The organism is Roseovarius sp. M141 (assembly GCF_024355225.1).
In the GTDB taxonomy this organism is placed as follows: Bacteria; Pseudomonadota; Alphaproteobacteria; order Rhodobacterales; family Rhodobacteraceae; genus Roseovarius.
This window is the reverse complement of sequence record NZ_VCNH01000008.1, coordinates 1,657,163-1,672,134: the sequence shown is the minus strand read 5'-3', so window position 1 is coordinate 1,672,134 and position 14,972 is coordinate 1,657,163. Positions and strand designations below refer to the sequence as shown.

Sequence of the window (14,972 nt, the reverse complement as noted above, 5' to 3'; positions counted from 1 at the left end):
TACGGCAAATGTTGAAATTACTGTTACGCTCAGGCGAGTTTGCCGGAATATCTCTCAAAGCCCCCACAAGATCGCGTAAAGGCCATCCATCACCTTTTGGCCTTCATCCGGAGAGAGCCGATGGACAGGCGTCAGATGCCGCAAACCGTGCGCATCCACCGTAAGTGGCATATGTGTACGAATGCGATAGAGATCGCCCTCGATCCGGACATCGATGGTAAGCTGCCTCAGGGTAGAAAGCATATCAGCCGGCAAGATCGGCAGTAGAACGGTCGTGTTGAGGTCCAATAAGTGTTCTGCTTGGACAACCAGGTACAGATCGCCGCCGATCTTGAGGACGTCAAATTTTTGCATCGGGCCAGGGATGGTTCAGGGCCAGATGCGATCCTGGAACACCCCTGTTTTTAATATGTTGCGCCTCAGTAGAAATCGCAACTTCGTTTTCGCGGAACCAGGCAGCGGCGCGCTCCTGAGGGCTTCCAGCTGCCATGTCAGCGGCGACCAGTTGCTTGATGTAGTCAGTGGCACTTGTTCCTCTGGCCGCAGCCCAAGCCATCAGCTTGTCCTTTTCCAGCGGGTCCATTCTGATAGTAAGGTTGGTCATGGAGTCCTCCATCTACACTCTGCACTAACAATAGTAATTATTTGTCAGTGCGATGCAAGGCTTGGATTACGGGCCGTCGAAGATATCTTCGAGCCATACCAAACCTGATTCTTCCCCTGAGCGTCCGTCAAGCGTCTTCCCTGAAAAGGAATGTTGGTCACCGTGCGGGCAACAGAAGTGATTATTTCAACATTTGCCGTAAGGGGCTGGCCCGATCGGGTCGCCTTTTTTTGCGGGTGTCGCGCCTACGCCAAGTCGTACATCCGGTGCAGGGCGGCGCTGTCCGGTACACCGCTTGACAGGGTCGGCCCGGCGCCAGACTGTCTGACATAACGACATAGGATCTACGCGCCATGAAGATGCATCCGCCCATTCCCATTCTGCGCAGCTATGACGAGGCGGCGACCCGCGCCTTTTACATCGATTTTCTCGGCTTCGTTGTGACGTTCGAGCATCGCTTCGAAGACGACGCGCCACTTTATCTGTCGCTCAAGCGGGGTGATTGCGTGCTGCACATCTCGGAGCATCACGGCGATGCGTCGCCCGGCGCGGCGGTCCGGATCGAGGTGGACGACGTGCACGGCTATTGTCGCGACCTCAATGCAAAAAAATACAAGTACGCCCGCCCCGGCGTGCAGCGCCAGCCGTGGGGCTTTGATGATATGAAGATTGCCGATCCGGCAGGTAATCGGTTGATTTTCTGCACTGAAACAGACGATTAGCGCACCAAGTTCATCCTGTGAACTTGTTATCCCGCGGGAAGCCCCGTGGCGCCATTCGGCCCGACCCGGCCCGCTTGCCGATCCATTCATCCAAGGCCGCTTCGGTGCGCGTGCGCCCGGCGGGGTCCAGCCATGTCAGACCGGCCTCGATGTTGAATGTCGCGGCGTCGCTCAGCCCGCCATCCTTGTACTTTTGCAACCTAACCCCCTTGCCTCTCCCCATTTCGGGCAGCTCGGACAGTGCAAAAACCAACACTTTTCGATTTTCACCCACAACGGCGACGTGATCACCCTGGACGGGCCGACATACCGTGGCCCGGGTGGGGGTGCGCACGTTCAGCACCTGTTTGCCGCCCCGCGTCTGGGCGATCACCTCGTCTTCGGGCACGACAAAGCCGTCGCCGGCGCTGGAGGCAACCAGCAGCTTGCGGCCAGGCTTGTGGATCAGGATATCGACGATCTCGGCCTCATTCGGCAGATCTACCATCAGGCGCAACGGCTCGCCCATGCCGCGCCCGCCGGGCAGGCTGGAGGCCGAAATCGTGTAGAAGCGGCCGTTACCGGCAAAGACCAGCAGGCGGTCGGTGGTTTCGGCGTGAAACAGGAACCGGGGGCCGTCGCCATCCTTGAATTTCAGCTCGCGGGTCAGGTCGATATGGCCGGTCAGGGCGCGGATCCAGCCCATCTGGCTGCACACCACCGTAATCGGTTCGCGGTCGATCATGGCCTCCAGCGGCACGTCTTCGACCGCGCCGGCCACGGCAAACTGCGTGCGGCGCGCGCCCCCGGCGGATGATTTGCCAAACAGCTTCTTGACCTCGCGCAGCTGATCCGCGATTGCGCCCCACTGCAATTCGGGATGCTCCAGCAGATCCTCCAGCCCGGCGCGTTCTTCCATCAGGGCGGTTTGCTCTTTCAGCAGCTCGATCTCTTCCAGACGGCGCAGGCTGCGCAGGCGCATGTTCAGGACGGATTCGGCCTGAAGATCGGTCAGCCCGTCCTCGCCGCCGTCCGCAGGTGAAACGTAGTCGGATTCGTCCGTCGCGCGGACAAAGTCCTGCCCCCAATCCTCGCGCATCAGCGCGGCTTTGGGCGCCTCGTCATAGCGGATGATATCGATCACCCTGTCAAGATTCAGAAAGGCGACGATCAGCCCTTCCAGTATTTCCAGCCGGTGGTCGATCTTTTCCATCCGGTAGACCGACCGGCGCTGCAACACCTCGCGGCGGAAGTCGAGGAAGGCGCGCAGAACTTCCTTCATCGAGCAGACTTTTGGTGTAACTCCGTCGATCAAGACGTTCATATTCAACGAGAATCGCACTTCCAGGTCCGAATTGCGATACATCATGCCCATCAGAACCTCGGGCGCGACATTCTTACTGCGCGGCTCCAACACCAGACGGATATCTTCGGCGCTCTCGTCGCGCACATCGGCCAGAATCGGGATCTTTTTCAGCTGGATGATCTCGGCGATCTTTTCGATCAGGCGGGATTTCTGCACCTGATAGGGGATCTCGGTGACGACGATCTGCCACTGGCCGCGGCCCAGATCCTCGATCTCCCATTTGCAGCGCAGGCGGAAGGCGCCGCGCCCGGTGCGGTAGGCCTGCGCGATATTTTCGGGCGGCTCGACGATGACGCCGCCTGTCGGGAAATCGGGGCCGGGCACGAAATCCAGCAGCTTGTCATCGCCGGCATTCGGGAACTTGATCAAATGCAGGCAGGCGTCGATCAACTCGGCAATGTTGTGCGGCGGGATGTTGGTCGCCATGCCCACCGCGATACCGCTGGACCCGTTGGCCAGAAGGTTCGGGAAACTGGCGGGCAGCACGGCGGGCTCGGTCAGGGTGCCGTCGTAATTGTCCCGAAAATCGACGGCATTCTCGTCAAGCCCCTGCAACAAGGCCTCGGCCGCCGCCGTCATGCGCGCCTCGGTATAACGCGCGGCGGCGGGATTATCGCCGTCGATATTGCCGAAATTGCCCTGCCCGTCGACCAGCGGATAGCGTACCGCGAAATCCTGCGCGAGGCGCGCCATGGCATCATAGATCGCCGCATCGCCATGCGGGTGATAGTTACCCATCACGTCGCCGCTGATCTTTGCCGATTTTCTGAAGCCCCCGGTGGAACTTAGACGCAGCTCGCGCATTGCATACAGGATACGTCGATGAACGGGCTTCAACCCGTCGCGCGCATCGGGCAAGGCGCGGTGCATGATCGTGCTGAGCGCATAGGTCAGATAGCGGTCGCCAATGGCACGGCGCAGCGTCTCGGACACCGCTTCGGGGATAGCGCCATCAGGCGCGCCGGGAGTTTTGATCTTATCGCTCATGGCTCGCGTCATAACTGTGGCGCCAATGCTCGTAAAGCGTCTGTCGGCGTGGAGGCAGCGGTTTATCGTTATCTGGCGGGGCGAATCGTGTTAACTTTTGAGTCTGCCCGAGTATGCCAGCCCGGGTGGGTGTATGTGTTGGGGGATTGTGTTTATGTGGCGTTTCATTTTGATCAGCTTCGGCTTTCTGGGCTTTGCGTTCTACGAGGCCAGCGGTGGTGCCGATTACGCACCCTCTCCAAATTCGCTTCAAGTGGCGATGCGCGACACGCCCCTCTTTGCCGCCCCCCTGAAGGTCGCACCGCAGGAGAATGACAGCAGCCCGCAGGTGGCCGTCGCCAGCACTGCCGCCCTGCCCCCCATCCAGAAACCCAAGACACAGCGCATCATAGCGCCGGTCAGAGCCAAGGTTGCGGGCGGCAATACGACGCACGCGCAGGCGACCTTCGCGGGCTTGTCCGGCATTGGTGATGATCCCTTGGGCGGGCTGGAGATCACCTTTGCATCAGCCACCCGCAGCGTGGGCGGCGACGACGCGATGGTGCAGCGTTCGGTCCAAACAGTCGGCGCGTTTACTGCGGAAACTCTTGTTCAGGACGTCAATCGCCTGCCGATCGAACAGGCACTGATCGCGCCGCAGCAGCCCGCCGATATCCGCAGCGTCGCGGGCAGCAACGCCAACATGCGCAGCGGGCCGGGCACCGATTACAGCGCCGTGGACCAATTGACGCAGGGCACTCAGGTCGAAATACTGGACCGGCGCGGCGCTTGGGTCGAGCTGCGCAATATGCAGACCGGGCGAACCGGATGGATGGCCGATTGGCTGATCACGGCAATGAACTGAGGCATCCTGATTTGACACCAAAAACTGGCGGCACTGGCCGCGCGATCCTGATCACCGGATGCTCCTCCGGGATAGGATATGATGCGGCGCACGGTCTGGCGGCGCGGGGCTGGCGCGTCTTTGCCAGCTGCCGCAAGCCCGAGGATTGCGACCGCATGCACGCCGAAGGGTTGGAGAGCCCCTTGATCGATTATGCCGACACCGCCAGCATCGAGGCCGGGCTGGCCGAGGTCTTGGAGGCGACCGGCGGCAGGCTGGACGCGCTGTTCAACAACGGCGCGCATGCCTGCCCCGGCCTTGTCGAGGATCTGCCGACCGGCGCGCTGCGCGAAATTTTCGAGGCGAACCTGTTCGGCTGGCACGAATTGACGCGACGGGTGATTCCGGTGATGCGCGCCCAAGGGCATGGGCGGATCGTGCAATGCTCTTCGGTCCTCGGGCTGGTGACGCTGCCATGGCGCGGCGCCTACAATGCCACAAAATTCGCCGTCGAGGGCCTGACCGATACTATGCGGATCGAACTGCGCGGCACCGGCATCGAAATCTGCCTGATCGAGCCTGGCCCGGTCACATCGCGCATCCGCCAAAACTCGATCCCGCATTTCGAGCGCTGGATCGACTGGGAAAACTCCGCGCGCGAGGCCGATTATCGCGCCGGGCTGCAAAAGCGACTATATGCCGCGTCCGGCCCCGACCGCTTCGAGTTGCCGGCCTCGGCTGTCACCGCCAAACTGGTCCACGCGGTCGAGGCACGCCGCCCCCGCGCGCGTTATTACGTGACGTTGCCAACCCATGTGATGGGACTCGCGCGGCGCATCCTGCCGACCCGCGCGTTGGACTGGATCCTGTCGCGCGCCTGATGCGACGCCCGACCCCGCACGGTTTTTTCGTTTCGCTTTCCCCGGCAACAGGTCTACATCGGCCCCCAGAGCCAATCTGGAGATCCGCATGCTGAAAGATCCTCTATTCCTGCTTGCCGCCGGGGCGTGCCTTGTCGTAGCCATCATTCTGGCAATGGGTATCAGCACCTTCGGCAAGGAAGGCGCCGAAAATGGCAAGCGCGCAAATAAATTCATGCGCTGGCGCATCATCGCGCAGTTCGTGGCGGTCGCGCTCATCCTGGCTTTCGTGGCGATCCGCAACCAGTTCGGAGGGCAATGACAATGGTCGTTCTCAACAAGATTTATACTCGCACCGGCGATGCCGGCACCACCGCGCTTGGCGATGGCAGCCGGGTCGACAAACATTCTGCGCGGGTCGCCTCCTACGGCAATGTCGATGAGGTGAATTCGGCCCTCGGCATGGCGCGGTTGCACGCCACGGATGAGACGGACGAGGCGCTGGCCCGCATCCAGAACGACCTGTTCGATGTGGGCGCCGATCTGTGCCGCCCGGACATGGAAAAGGATTCCGAGGCGGAATATACCCCGCTGCGGGTCGTCGCCAGTCAGGTAGAGCGGCTGGAGGCCGAGATCGACGCGATGACCAAGGTGCTGGAGCCCCTGCGCAGCTTCATCCTGCCCGGCGGAACCGCGCTGGCCGCGCATCTGCATCTGTGCCGCACCATGTGCCGCCGGGCCGAACGCGGCGCGACCGAACTGGCCCAGGTCGAAACTGTCAACCCGGCGGCAATCAAGTACCTGAACCGCCTCAGCGACTGGTTTTTTGTCGCGGGCCGCATGGCAAATAACGGCGGCAAGGACGACGTATTGTGGGTTCCGGGCGCGAACCGCTGACAAAGTCAGCGGCGGGTCGTCCAGCGGACGGACCGGCGCCCTGAAGGGCGGAGCCCTGGGGCCCGATGTCGGCGCAACCCTTAGCGCTACGTCGCCTATCAAACCCCGGCGCCGCAGCCGCGACACGATGTGACGATTTTGCGCTGTTTTCCATCTGATCCTTTCTATATCAACGCCCGAGAGAGCGTTTTTGAAGAGTCGCTGCGCGGCTTTTCGTCAATCTGAGGAGATTATGCCAATGAAGGTGCTTGTGCCGGTCAAGCGCGTCATCGACTACAACGTGAAGGTCCGCGTCAAAGCGGACGGAAGCGGTGTCGATCTTGCCAACGTCAAAATGTCGATGAACCCTTTCGACGAAATCGCCGTCGAACAGGCCATCCGCCTGAAAGAGGCCGGCAAGGCCGAAGAGGTGATCGCCGTCTCTATTGGCGTCAAGCAGGCGCAGGAAACGCTGCGCACTGCGCTGGCCATGGGCGCCGACCGCGCCATTCTGGTCATCGCGTCCGAAGACGTGAACACCGACATCGAGCCTCTGGCCGTCGCCAAGATCCTCAAGGCGATCGTCGACGAAGAGCAGCCCGGCCTCGTTCTGGCGGGCAAGCAGGCGATCGACAACGACATGAACGCCACCGGCCAGATGCTGTCGGCGTTGCTCGGTTGGTCCCAGGGCACGTTTGCCTCCGGTCTCGACATCGAGGGTGATCATGCCCTGATCACGCGCGAAGTCGACGGTGGCCTGCAAACGATCAAGGTCAAGATGCCCAGCATCGTCACCGTCGATCTGCGCCTGAACGAGCCGCGCTATGCGTCCTTGCCCAACATCATGAAAGCCAAGAAAAAGCCGCTGGATGAGAAAACTGCCGCCGATTACGGCGTCGATGTCACCCCGCGCCTGACGGTCATCGGCACTGCCGAGCCCGAGACGCGCAAGGCAGGCGAGATCGTCGGCTCGGTCGACGATCTGGTTGCGAAACTCAAAGAAGCGGGGGCTTTGTAATGGCTGTTCTTCTCCTTGCCGAAGTCACCGATGGCGAACTGAACCTTGACACCACCGCCAAGGCCGTCACGGCCGCCGCGAAACTGGGCGACGTTACCGCACTGTGCTGTGGCGCTTCTGCCGCCGCCGCTGGCGAAGCTGCGGCGAAAATCGCCGGCATCTCCAAAGTGCTGGTCGCCGAGGATGCATCGCTGGGCCACCGTCTGGCCGAACCCACAGCCGCGCTGATCGTCAGCCTTGCAGGCGATTACGAGCATATCGTCGCCCCCGCCACGACTGACGCCAAGAACGTGCTGCCGCGCGTCGCCGCGCTGCTGGACATGATGGTCATCTCCGACGTATCCGGCGTAGTCGACGGCGACACGTTCGAGCGGCCGATCTATGCCGGTAACGCCATTCAGACGGTCAAATCGACCGACGCCAAGAAGGTCGTCAGCATCCGCACGTCCACCTTCGACGCGGCTCCCGATGGCGGCTCGGCCTCGGTCGAGACAATCTCGGCCGTCGCCAACCCCGGGCTGAGCGAGTGGATCGAAGACAAGGTCGCCGCCTCCGACCGCCCCGACCTGACATCGGCCGGCGTGGTCGTGTCCGGCGGTCGCGGCGTCGGCAGCAAGGACGATTTCGCCATGATTGAGGCGCTGGCCGACGCATTGGGCGCCGCTGTCGGCGCGTCCCGCGCGGCGGTCGATTCGGGCTATGCGCCCAACGACTGGCAGGTCGGTCAAACCGGCAAGGTGGTCGCGCCCGATCTTTATGTGGCTGTCGGTATCTCGGGGGCGATCCAGCACCTAGCCGGCATGAAGGACAGCAAGATCATCGTCGCGATCAACAAGGACGAAGAGGCGCCGATCTTTCAGGTCGCCGATTATGGCCTGGTCGCCGACCTGTTCGAAGCCGTGCCAGAGCTGACAAAAAAGCTGAGCTGACAAAATCGGCGACGACGCAGTGTTTCAAGGCCCGCCATTAACTGGCGGGCCTTTTCAATTTCCGTTCAGTTCAGCGTAAAGCGGCGCATCACCGGCACCAGATGCTGCGCCACCTCCTTGTGCGCTGCTGGTCCCGGCAGTTCGGCTGCGATATTGGCCTCGAATTCCGAATGGACCATTCCGGCAATGCCCGCCGACCGCGCCGCGTGGCTGAGTGTTGCATCGACGATCTGCGCGGCATGACCGCGCACCGCCTCTAGCATTGCGCGCGTGACCAAGGCCGGATCGGCGCAAATCTCCGGATCGCCCGCATGCTCCGGCGGTGTGTGTGCCGACATCCATAACAGCAGGACAGGCGCATCGATCCTGCGCAAAAGCAGCGTCATACGCGCCACCCAGGCGGCTTGTAATTCATCCCGCAACAGCGCAAACTGCTCGGATGAGACATGGCTGAGGTGGCGCAGCAAATGGCGAACAAAGTGAAACTCGGTAAAGTCCACCTCCCCGAACATCGCGCGTAACAGCGGCGAGGGCTGCACAAACCGGTCGTTGCGGCGTGGATGCACCGAGTAGTATCGGTTCGACAGACTCTGCGCCCCCGGCACCTGAAGCACGGCCACCGCCGCACCCGACGCGGCGCGCACGATCTCATCGTCGCCCACCAACATATCAAGGCCCGCATTGGGCCAGCCCAGATTGACGCAGGCCATTCCTGTCTGCATTTCCACCAGTGCCGGAAAGGGCCGTTCTATGAATTTCCCATAGGTCTCGATGCCGCCAAGAAATGCGGCATATCGCCCTTCCGTGCTGCGCTTCGGTCCGCGAAACAGTAATTTTGACGCACCATATCGGCACGGCGCGTAATCGAGGGGCTGCGCCCCCTGCATTTCATAAGCCATGATTCCCACCATTCAGTTCACCCGTGAACCAGAATCGTCGTAATCCCTTTAGAAACCCCTAAACGGCGCATTCAACGTAAAGTTTAGGCAAGCCTACCGGTACTGCGCCCCTTGCGGCCCCCCGGCGCTGGGGCCTATTGTGCGCCAAACCACCAGATGGGGCAGTCACATGGATATCCAGACAATCGGCATCGTCGGCGCAGGGCAGATGGGCAATGGCATCGCGCATGTCATGGCGCTGGCAGGCTATCAGGTGCTGCTGACCGACGTCAGCCAGGACGCGCTGGACGGCGCAATGCAGATCATGCACCGCAACCTTGACCGTCAGGTCAGCCGCGACAAGATCAGCCAAGCCGACATGGACGGCGCGCTGGAGCGGATCGACACCACACTGAAACTCACCGATCTGGGCCGGACCGATCTGGTCATCGAGGCCGCGACAGAGCGCGAGACAGTCAAGCAGGCGATCTTCGAAGATCTTCTGCCGCACTTGAAACCGGATACGATCCTGACGTCAAACACATCCTCCATTTCGATCACACGCCTTGCCAGCCGCACCGACCGGCCCGAGAAATTCATGGGCTTCCACTTCATGAACCCGGTCCCGGTGATGAGTCTGGTCGAGCTGATCCGCGGCATCGCCACTGACAAGGAAACCTACGATGCCTGCCTGAAGGTCGTCGAAAAGCTGGGCAAAACCGCCGCCTCCGCCGAGGACTTCCCCGGCTTCATCGTCAACCGCATCCTGATGCCGATGATCAATGAGGCGGTCTATACCCTCTATGAGGGCGTCGGGAACGTCCGTTCGATCGACCAGTCGATGAAGCTGGGCGCAAATCACCCCATGGGCCCGCTGGAACTGGCCGATTTCATCGGGCTGGACACCTGCCTTGCTATCATGAACGTTCTGCATGATGGGTTGGCCGATACAAAATATCGCCCCTGCCCGCTGCTGACCAAATATGTCGAGGCCGGCTGGCTGGGCCGCAAGACGGGGCGCGGCTTTTACGACTATCGCGGGGACGAGCCTGTTCCCACTCGCTGACCCCGCAAGGCCTGAAACAGGCACGCGCTGGTCTTGAAGCCAAAAAGCCGGAAGGGATATCGCACCGCCGGCTTTTCCTGGTCTAAATACCCAAAACCCCGCAGTCTCAAACCGCGCTGAAATGTCAGTCTTTCTCTTCCATCTCAAAACCGAGATGCTTGGCTACGGTAAAGATGTCCTTGTCACCGCGCCCACACATATTCATGATCAGCAAATGATCCTTGGGTAGGTCCGGCGCAATCTTCATCACATGTGCCAGCGCATGGCTGGGCTCCAGCGCGGGGATGATCCCCTCCAACGCGCAGCTCAGCTGGAACGCTTCCAGCGCCTCCTTGTCGGTGATGGCGACATACTGCGCCCGGCCAATTTCGTGCAGCCAGCTATGCTCGGGGCCGATGCCGGGATAGTCGAGGCCCGCCGAGATCGAATACCCTTCCTGAATCTGGCCATCGTCATCCTGTAGCAGATAAGTGCGATTGCCGTGCAGCACGCCGGGCCGCCCGCCGGTCAGGGATGCGCAATGCTCCATCTTGGCGTTGACGCCCTTGCCGCCGGCCTCGACGCCGATGATGCTGACATCCTTGTCGTCGAGGAAGGGATAGAACAGGCCCATCGCGTTCGACCCACCGCCAATAGCGGCGATCAGCGTATCTGGCAGGCGCCCTTCGGCAGCCATGATCTGTTCCTTGGCTTCCTTGCCGATGATGCTCTGAAAATCGCGAACCATCGCCGGGTAAGGGTGCGGACCGGCCACCGTGCCGATGCAATAGAACGTGTCACGCACATTCGTCACCCAGTCGCGCAGCGCATCGTTCATCGCGTCCTTCAGCGTGCCGCGCCCCGAGGTAACCGGGATCACCTCGGCGCCCAGCAGGCGCATGCGGAAGACGTTGGGTTTTTGGCGTTCGACATCATGCGCGCCCATGTAGACCACGCATTTCAGGCCGAATTTGGCGCAAACCGTGGCCGTGGCGACACCGTGCTGGCCTGCGCCGGTTTCAGCGATGATCCGGGTCTTGCCCATGCGGCGAGCAAGGATGATCTGCCCCAGCACGTTGTTGATCTTGTGCGCGCCGGTATGGTTCAGCTCATCACGTTTCAGATAGATCTTGGCGCCGCCCAGATGCTGGGTCAGCCGATCTGCATAGTAAAGAGGGCTGGGCCGACCGACATAGTTGGTCCACAGATCCTGCATTTCGGCCCAGAAGCTGTCGTCGGTCTTGGCGTTCTCGTACTGCTCTTCCAGCTCCAGAATCAGCGGCATCAGCGTCTCGCTGACGAACCGCCCGCCAAAATCGCCAAAGCGGCCCTTTTCATCGGGGCCTGTCATGAATGAGTTGAATAGATCGTTCATATCGCTGGCCTCTCCGTCATGCGCATGGCTTTGGTGAATATGGGACCGCGCCGGGGTTTTCCAGCGAAAAGGGCGCGGCGCTAGCTGCGCGTCGCGGCCACAAAGGCACGCATCAGCGCTGCGTCCTTGACACCCGGCGCGCTTTCGATGCCCGAACTGACGTCAAGCTGGTTCGCACCCGTCCGGCGCACGGCCTGCGCCGCATTTTCAGGAGTCAGCCCCCCGGCCAGCATCCATGGCAACGCCCAGTCGCGTCCGGCGATCAGAGACCAGTCAAAGGCCAGTGCATTGCCGCCCGGCAGCGCTGCGCCCTTGGGCGGCTTGGCGTCGATCAGCAGCTGGTCGGCAACCCGCGCGTAGCGGTCGATCTGCACCAGATCCTCCGGCTCGGCGATGCCGACGGCCTTCATCACCGGCAGGCCGTAGCGCGCCTTGACCTCTGTCACGCGCGCGGGCGGCTCTGACCCGTGCAGTTGCAGCATATCCAGCGGAACGGTATCAATCAGCGCGTCCAGTTGCGCGTCATCCGCATCGACCGTCAGCGCCACCTTGATGATGCCGCCCGGCGTGGCCTGTGCCAAAGCGGCAGCCGCATCATGGCTGACATGTCGCGGCGAGCGCGGGAAAAAGACGAAGCCGACGCATTGCGCCCCTGCCGCCGCGGCGGCAGTCACGTCATCGGGCTGCGTCAACCCGCACATCTTGATCCGGATACCGTCCATCGTGGTGCCTGTCAGCGGCCGTTGTCCAGAAGGGCGATCACCTCATCATTGTCCTTATGCTTGTCCCGCTTGAGGCGCTGGATCTCGGCGCGCAGGCGGGCCATTTCGCGCGTCTGCCTGGCAGCGGCGGCCCGCTCTCCCGCCTCCCGGATCCATTCCCAGATGAAGCCCAGGATCAAGCCGATTGCGATACCGCCAAAGATGACGACGAACAGTGGCATTTCCATCGTGGGACTAAGGGCGGTGAAACCGCTCAACCCTTCGGGCACCAGCGCGACAGGCACCGCAACGCGGTTTGCCAGCGCGATAAGGATCAAGGCCAGCGCGAAGATGGCAATAGAGACATAGCGAAGATAGCGCATGATTTACTTTCCGTTCAGCCGGTCCCGAAGGAGCTTGCCCGTCTTGAAGAAGGGCACGTGTTTTTCCTCGACGGGAACGGATTCGCCGGTGCGCGGGTTCCGCCCTACGCGCGCATCGCGCTTTTTCACCGAAAAAGCGCCAAAGCCGCGCAGTTCCACCCGGTTGCCCGAGGCCATGGCGTCCGTGATCTCGTTGAAGACCGTGTTGACGATCCGCTCCACATCTCTTTGGTACAGATGAGGATTTTCGTCGGCAATCTTCTGAATTAATTCCGATCGGATCATCGGCATAGCCCCCCGGTCTTGTGGTTTTCGCAATCGCGCCGCTGCGGGCAGTATAGGTGGAAAGCACGGAAACAAAAACACAAAGCGCGACACAGCGGGATAAATGCAGCGATTTTTCACGTGCACCGGGGGCCATTGCGGTCAGGATCGGCCACAAGCCTTCCGGCGCCGTGCGTCGCGCCGCCTGCCAGGCGCCCCGATTCGGTCGCGGTCCACGTGGTCAGCCGCGCTGGAAAATAATCCTCGGCCTTGCGAAATCAACGATAAACCCCGGGGTGCGAAAAAATGACGCGCAAGATAAATCCAAAATAGGATGGCCAATTGTATAATAGTTGCGCTGCACCTGCAAAGTGATTAGGACGGTCGGCAAGTTTAAGAGGATCGAAAAATGGCCCATGACGGACAAATTGAAATGACACAAAACGCCGTACTTCTGGACAATCTCGCGGACCTGACCCGCGCCAGCCTTGCCCCGGTCGCCACCCTGCTGGAGACGGCCAAATCCCGCGTGAAAACCCTTGTATCAGAGGGCGGGCGCGTCTCAAACACGCTGGTCGAGCAGCATCAGACCGCTGCGCATGGTCTGGCTTGGCTGGCAACCTATTGCGAGGCGCTGCATCAGATGCAGGCATGGGCCGACCGTCTGCAAGCCGAGGGGACATTCGGCGAGGTCGAAGCGCTGATCCACCAGATCGCGTTCGGCGAATACCTTGCCCAGATCCCCGGCGGCATCCCGATGAGCCAGGGCGAAATGCTGCGCCCGGCTGATATCGGTCTTGAGCAGGACGACCTGCGCGGGATGATGACGCCCGAGATCCTAACGCTGACGCAAGGCGGCAACAGCCAGGCCGCGCGCACACGACTGGTTCAGCTTATGCAGGAACGCGCTGCCGAAATCACTGTGGGCCGCACCGGTCTGGACGACGAGCTGGAGATGATTCGCGAACAGTTCCGCCGCTACGCCGTCGAGCGAGTCGAACCGCACGCCCATGACTGGCACCTCAAGGACGAGCTGATTCCGATGGAGATCATCGAAGAACTGGCCGAAATGGGCGTCTTCGGCCTGACCATCCCCGAGGAGTTTGGTGGTCTGGGCCTATCCAAGGCGTCGATGGTTGTCGTGTCCGAGGAACTCAGCCGCGGCTATATCGGCGTCGGCAGCCTCGGCACCCGTTCCGAAATTGCGGCAGAACTGATCATCTGCGGCGGCACCGACACGCAAAAGGCGCATTGGCTGCCGAAACTCGCCAGCGCCGAAATCCTGCCGACGGCGGTCTTTACCGAGCCGAACACCGGCTCCGACCTTGGCGCGTTGCGCACGCGCGCAACGAAAGACGGCGATGATTATCGCGTCACCGGCAACAAGACGTGGATCACCCACGCCGCGCGCACCCATGTGATGACGTTGCTGGCACGCACTGATCCCGGCAGCACCGATCACAAGGGCCTGTCGATGTTCCTGGCCGAGAAAACCCCCGGCACCGACGCAGCCCCCTTCCCCACCGAGGGGATGAGCGGCGGCGAAATCGAGGTGCTGGGCTATCGCGGCATGAAGGAATACGAACTGGCCTTCGACAATTTCCACGTCAAGGGCGAGAATCTGCTGGGCGGCGAAGAGGGCAAGGGCTTCAAACAACTGATGGAGACGTTCGAATCCGCCCGCATCCAGACCGCCGCCCGCGCCATAGGCGTGGCTCAATCGGCGCTCGACGTGGCCATGCAATACGCCCAGGACCGCAAGCAATTTGGCAAACCGCTGATTAACTTCCCGCGCGTGTCTGGAAAACTGGCGATGATGGCGGTCGAAATCATGATCGCCCGCCAGCTGACCTATTTCTCAGCCTGGGAAAAGGACGAAGGCCGGCGCTGCGACGTCGAGGCCGGCATGGCCAAGCTGCTGGGCGCCCGCGTCGCGTGGGCCGCAGCCGACAATGGCCTGCAAATTCACGGCGGCAACGGCTTTGCGCTGGAATACAAGATCAGCCGCATCCTGTGCGACGCGCGCATCCTGAACATCTTCGAGGGCGCCGCCGAAATTCAGGCGCAGGTCATCGCCCGCCGTCTGCTGGGCTGAAAATCAACGCGGCACCGCCCGGACGACGCGGTGCCGCTCATTCCCCACCTCCGGGCTTTTTCTTGGC

17 protein-coding genes are annotated in these 14,972 nt (G+C 61.5%); 9 read left to right on the top strand and 8 right to left on the bottom strand.

Features of this window, described 5'->3' with window-relative positions:
* Positions 1 to 54: 54 nt before the first annotated feature.
* Positions 55 to 354, bottom strand: a complete 300-nt coding sequence (locus FGD77_RS12250; RefSeq protein WP_255009988.1) for a CcdB family protein — start codon at positions 352 to 354, stop codon at positions 55 to 57.
* Entirely contained in the window at positions 341 to 604 is a 264-nt protein-coding gene (locus FGD77_RS12245) for a hypothetical protein (RefSeq protein ID WP_255009986.1), read from the bottom strand. The genes FGD77_RS12250 and FGD77_RS12245 overlap by 14 nt, the downstream gene beginning before the upstream one ends.
* Before the next feature lie 353 nt (positions 605 to 957).
* Here FGD77_RS12245 and FGD77_RS12240 point away from each other — a divergent pair, with 353 nt between their 5' ends.
* Positions 958 to 1,326: a glyoxalase superfamily protein gene (locus FGD77_RS12240; RefSeq protein WP_255009985.1), complete on the top strand. Its 369-nt coding sequence runs from the start codon at positions 958 to 960 to the stop codon at positions 1,324 to 1,326.
* 10 nt (positions 1,327 to 1,336) lie between these two features.
* Here the strand turns inward: FGD77_RS12240 and parC are convergent, their stop codons facing one another.
* The gene (parC, locus tag FGD77_RS12235) at positions 1,337 to 3,658 is read right to left on the bottom strand and encodes a DNA topoisomerase IV subunit A (RefSeq protein ID WP_255009982.1); all 2,322 of its coding nucleotides are present in this window, start codon (positions 3,656 to 3,658) and stop codon (positions 1,337 to 1,339) included.
* Positions 3,659 to 3,812: 154 nt separating this feature from the next.
* Here parC and FGD77_RS12230 point away from each other — a divergent pair, with 154 nt between their 5' ends.
* From FGD77_RS12230 to FGD77_RS12205, 6 genes are all read left to right on the top strand, one after another.
* Positions 3,813 to 4,502 (top strand): SH3 domain-containing protein, encoded by a 690-nt coding sequence (locus FGD77_RS12230; protein ID WP_255009980.1) that lies wholly within the window; start codon positions 3,813 to 3,815, stop codon positions 4,500 to 4,502.
* 11 nt (positions 4,503 to 4,513) lie between these two features.
* Positions 4,514 to 5,362, top strand: coding sequence for an SDR family NAD(P)-dependent oxidoreductase (locus FGD77_RS12225; RefSeq protein WP_255009977.1), 849 nt, complete (start codon positions 4,514 to 4,516; stop codon positions 5,360 to 5,362).
* Positions 5,363 to 5,450: 88 nt separating this feature from the next.
* Positions 5,451 to 5,663 carry a twin transmembrane helix small protein gene (locus FGD77_RS12220; protein ID WP_255009975.1) on the top strand — a complete coding sequence of 71 codons (213 nt, stop codon included), beginning with the start codon at positions 5,451 to 5,453 and terminating at the stop codon, positions 5,661 to 5,663.
* 2 nt (positions 5,664 to 5,665) lie between these two features.
* Positions 5,666 to 6,238, top strand: a complete 573-nt coding sequence (locus FGD77_RS12215; RefSeq protein WP_255014199.1) for a cob(I)yrinic acid a,c-diamide adenosyltransferase — start codon at positions 5,666 to 5,668, stop codon at positions 6,236 to 6,238.
* Between the two features lie 238 nt (positions 6,239 to 6,476).
* Complete coding sequence (locus tag FGD77_RS12210; RefSeq protein ID WP_255009973.1) at positions 6,477 to 7,235, top strand: electron transfer flavoprotein subunit beta/FixA family protein; 759 nt, start codon at positions 6,477 to 6,479, stop codon at positions 7,233 to 7,235.
* Positions 7,235 to 8,164 (top strand): electron transfer flavoprotein subunit alpha/FixB family protein, encoded by a 930-nt coding sequence (locus FGD77_RS12205; protein WP_255009970.1) that lies wholly within the window; start codon positions 7,235 to 7,237, stop codon positions 8,162 to 8,164. Before FGD77_RS12210 ends, FGD77_RS12205 begins: the two co-directional genes overlap by 1 nt.
* A gap of 65 nt (positions 8,165 to 8,229) precedes the next feature.
* Here the strand turns inward: FGD77_RS12205 and FGD77_RS12200 are convergent, their stop codons facing one another.
* A complete protein-coding gene (locus FGD77_RS12200; protein ID WP_255009968.1) occupies positions 8,230 to 9,063 on the bottom strand; it encodes a DUF6473 family protein in 834 nt (277 codons plus the stop codon).
* 169 nt (positions 9,064 to 9,232) lie between these two features.
* On the opposite strand from FGD77_RS12200, the gene FGD77_RS12195 reads away from it, so the two are divergent.
* Positions 9,233 to 10,108 (top strand): 3-hydroxybutyryl-CoA dehydrogenase, encoded by an 876-nt coding sequence (locus FGD77_RS12195; RefSeq protein ID WP_255009966.1) that lies wholly within the window; start codon positions 9,233 to 9,235, stop codon positions 10,106 to 10,108.
* Between the two features lie 124 nt (positions 10,109 to 10,232).
* On the opposite strand, the gene trpB is transcribed toward FGD77_RS12195, so the two are convergent.
* The 4 genes from trpB to ihfB all read right to left on the bottom strand — a co-directional run bounded on the left by trpB (position 10,233) and on the right by ihfB (position 12,831).
* On the bottom strand, positions 10,233 to 11,462 hold the full coding sequence (trpB, locus tag FGD77_RS12190; protein ID WP_255009964.1) for a tryptophan synthase subunit beta: 1,230 nt from the start codon (positions 11,460 to 11,462) through the stop codon (positions 10,233 to 10,235).
* An 80-nt stretch (positions 11,463 to 11,542) separates the two neighbouring features.
* Entirely contained in the window at positions 11,543 to 12,184 is a 642-nt protein-coding gene (locus FGD77_RS12185; RefSeq protein ID WP_255009963.1) for a phosphoribosylanthranilate isomerase, read from the bottom strand.
* 11 nt (positions 12,185 to 12,195) lie between these two features.
* Positions 12,196 to 12,546, bottom strand: coding sequence for a LapA family protein (locus FGD77_RS12180; RefSeq protein ID WP_255009962.1), 351 nt, complete (start codon positions 12,544 to 12,546; stop codon positions 12,196 to 12,198).
* A 3-nt stretch (positions 12,547 to 12,549) separates the two neighbouring features.
* Entirely contained in the window at positions 12,550 to 12,831 is a 282-nt protein-coding gene (gene ihfB / locus FGD77_RS12175) for an integration host factor subunit beta (protein ID WP_255009961.1), read from the bottom strand.
* A gap of 388 nt (positions 12,832 to 13,219) precedes the next feature.
* On the opposite strand from ihfB, the gene FGD77_RS12170 reads away from it, so the two are divergent.
* Positions 13,220 to 14,905, top strand: coding sequence for an acyl-CoA dehydrogenase family protein (locus FGD77_RS12170; protein ID WP_255009960.1), 1,686 nt, complete (start codon positions 13,220 to 13,222; stop codon positions 14,903 to 14,905).
* Positions 14,906 to 14,972 lie beyond the last annotated feature (67 nt).

Excerpts from the sequence above, each read along its gene's own strand:
- FGD77_RS12250 (WP_255009988.1), bottom strand. The coding sequence starts at position 354 with ATGCAAAAATTTGACGTCCTCAAGATCGGCGGCGATCTGTACCTGGTT.
- FGD77_RS12245 (WP_255009986.1), bottom strand. The coding sequence starts at position 604 with ATGACCAACCTTACTATCAGAATGGACCCGCTGGAAAAGGACAAGCTG.
- FGD77_RS12240 (WP_255009985.1), top strand. The coding sequence starts at position 958 with ATGAAGATGCATCCGCCCATTCCCATTCTGCGCAGCTATGACGAGGCG.
- parC (WP_255009982.1), bottom strand. The coding sequence starts at position 3,658 with ATGAGCGATAAGATCAAAACTCCCGGCGCGCCTGATGGCGCTATCCCC.
- FGD77_RS12230 (WP_255009980.1), top strand. The coding sequence starts at position 3,813 with ATGTGGCGTTTCATTTTGATCAGCTTCGGCTTTCTGGGCTTTGCGTTC.
- FGD77_RS12220 (WP_255009975.1), top strand. The coding sequence starts at position 5,451 with ATGCTGAAAGATCCTCTATTCCTGCTTGCCGCCGGGGCGTGCCTTGTC.
- FGD77_RS12215 (WP_255014199.1), top strand. The coding sequence starts at position 5,666 with ATGGTCGTTCTCAACAAGATTTATACTCGCACCGGCGATGCCGGCACC.
- FGD77_RS12210 (WP_255009973.1), top strand. The coding sequence starts at position 6,477 with ATGAAGGTGCTTGTGCCGGTCAAGCGCGTCATCGACTACAACGTGAAG.
- FGD77_RS12205 (WP_255009970.1), top strand. The coding sequence starts at position 7,235 with ATGGCTGTTCTTCTCCTTGCCGAAGTCACCGATGGCGAACTGAACCTT.
- FGD77_RS12200 (WP_255009968.1), bottom strand. The coding sequence starts at position 9,063 with ATGGCTTATGAAATGCAGGGGGCGCAGCCCCTCGATTACGCGCCGTGC.
- FGD77_RS12195 (WP_255009966.1), top strand. The coding sequence starts at position 9,233 with ATGGATATCCAGACAATCGGCATCGTCGGCGCAGGGCAGATGGGCAAT.
- trpB (WP_255009964.1), bottom strand. The coding sequence starts at position 11,462 with ATGAACGATCTATTCAACTCATTCATGACAGGCCCCGATGAAAAGGGC.
- FGD77_RS12185 (WP_255009963.1), bottom strand. The coding sequence starts at position 12,184 with ATGGACGGTATCCGGATCAAGATGTGCGGGTTGACGCAGCCCGATGAC.
- FGD77_RS12180 (WP_255009962.1), bottom strand. The coding sequence starts at position 12,546 with ATGCGCTATCTTCGCTATGTCTCTATTGCCATCTTCGCGCTGGCCTTG.
- ihfB (WP_255009961.1), bottom strand. The coding sequence starts at position 12,831 with ATGATCCGATCGGAATTAATTCAGAAGATTGCCGACGAAAATCCTCAT.
- FGD77_RS12170 (WP_255009960.1), top strand. The coding sequence starts at position 13,220 with ATGGCCCATGACGGACAAATTGAAATGACACAAAACGCCGTACTTCTG.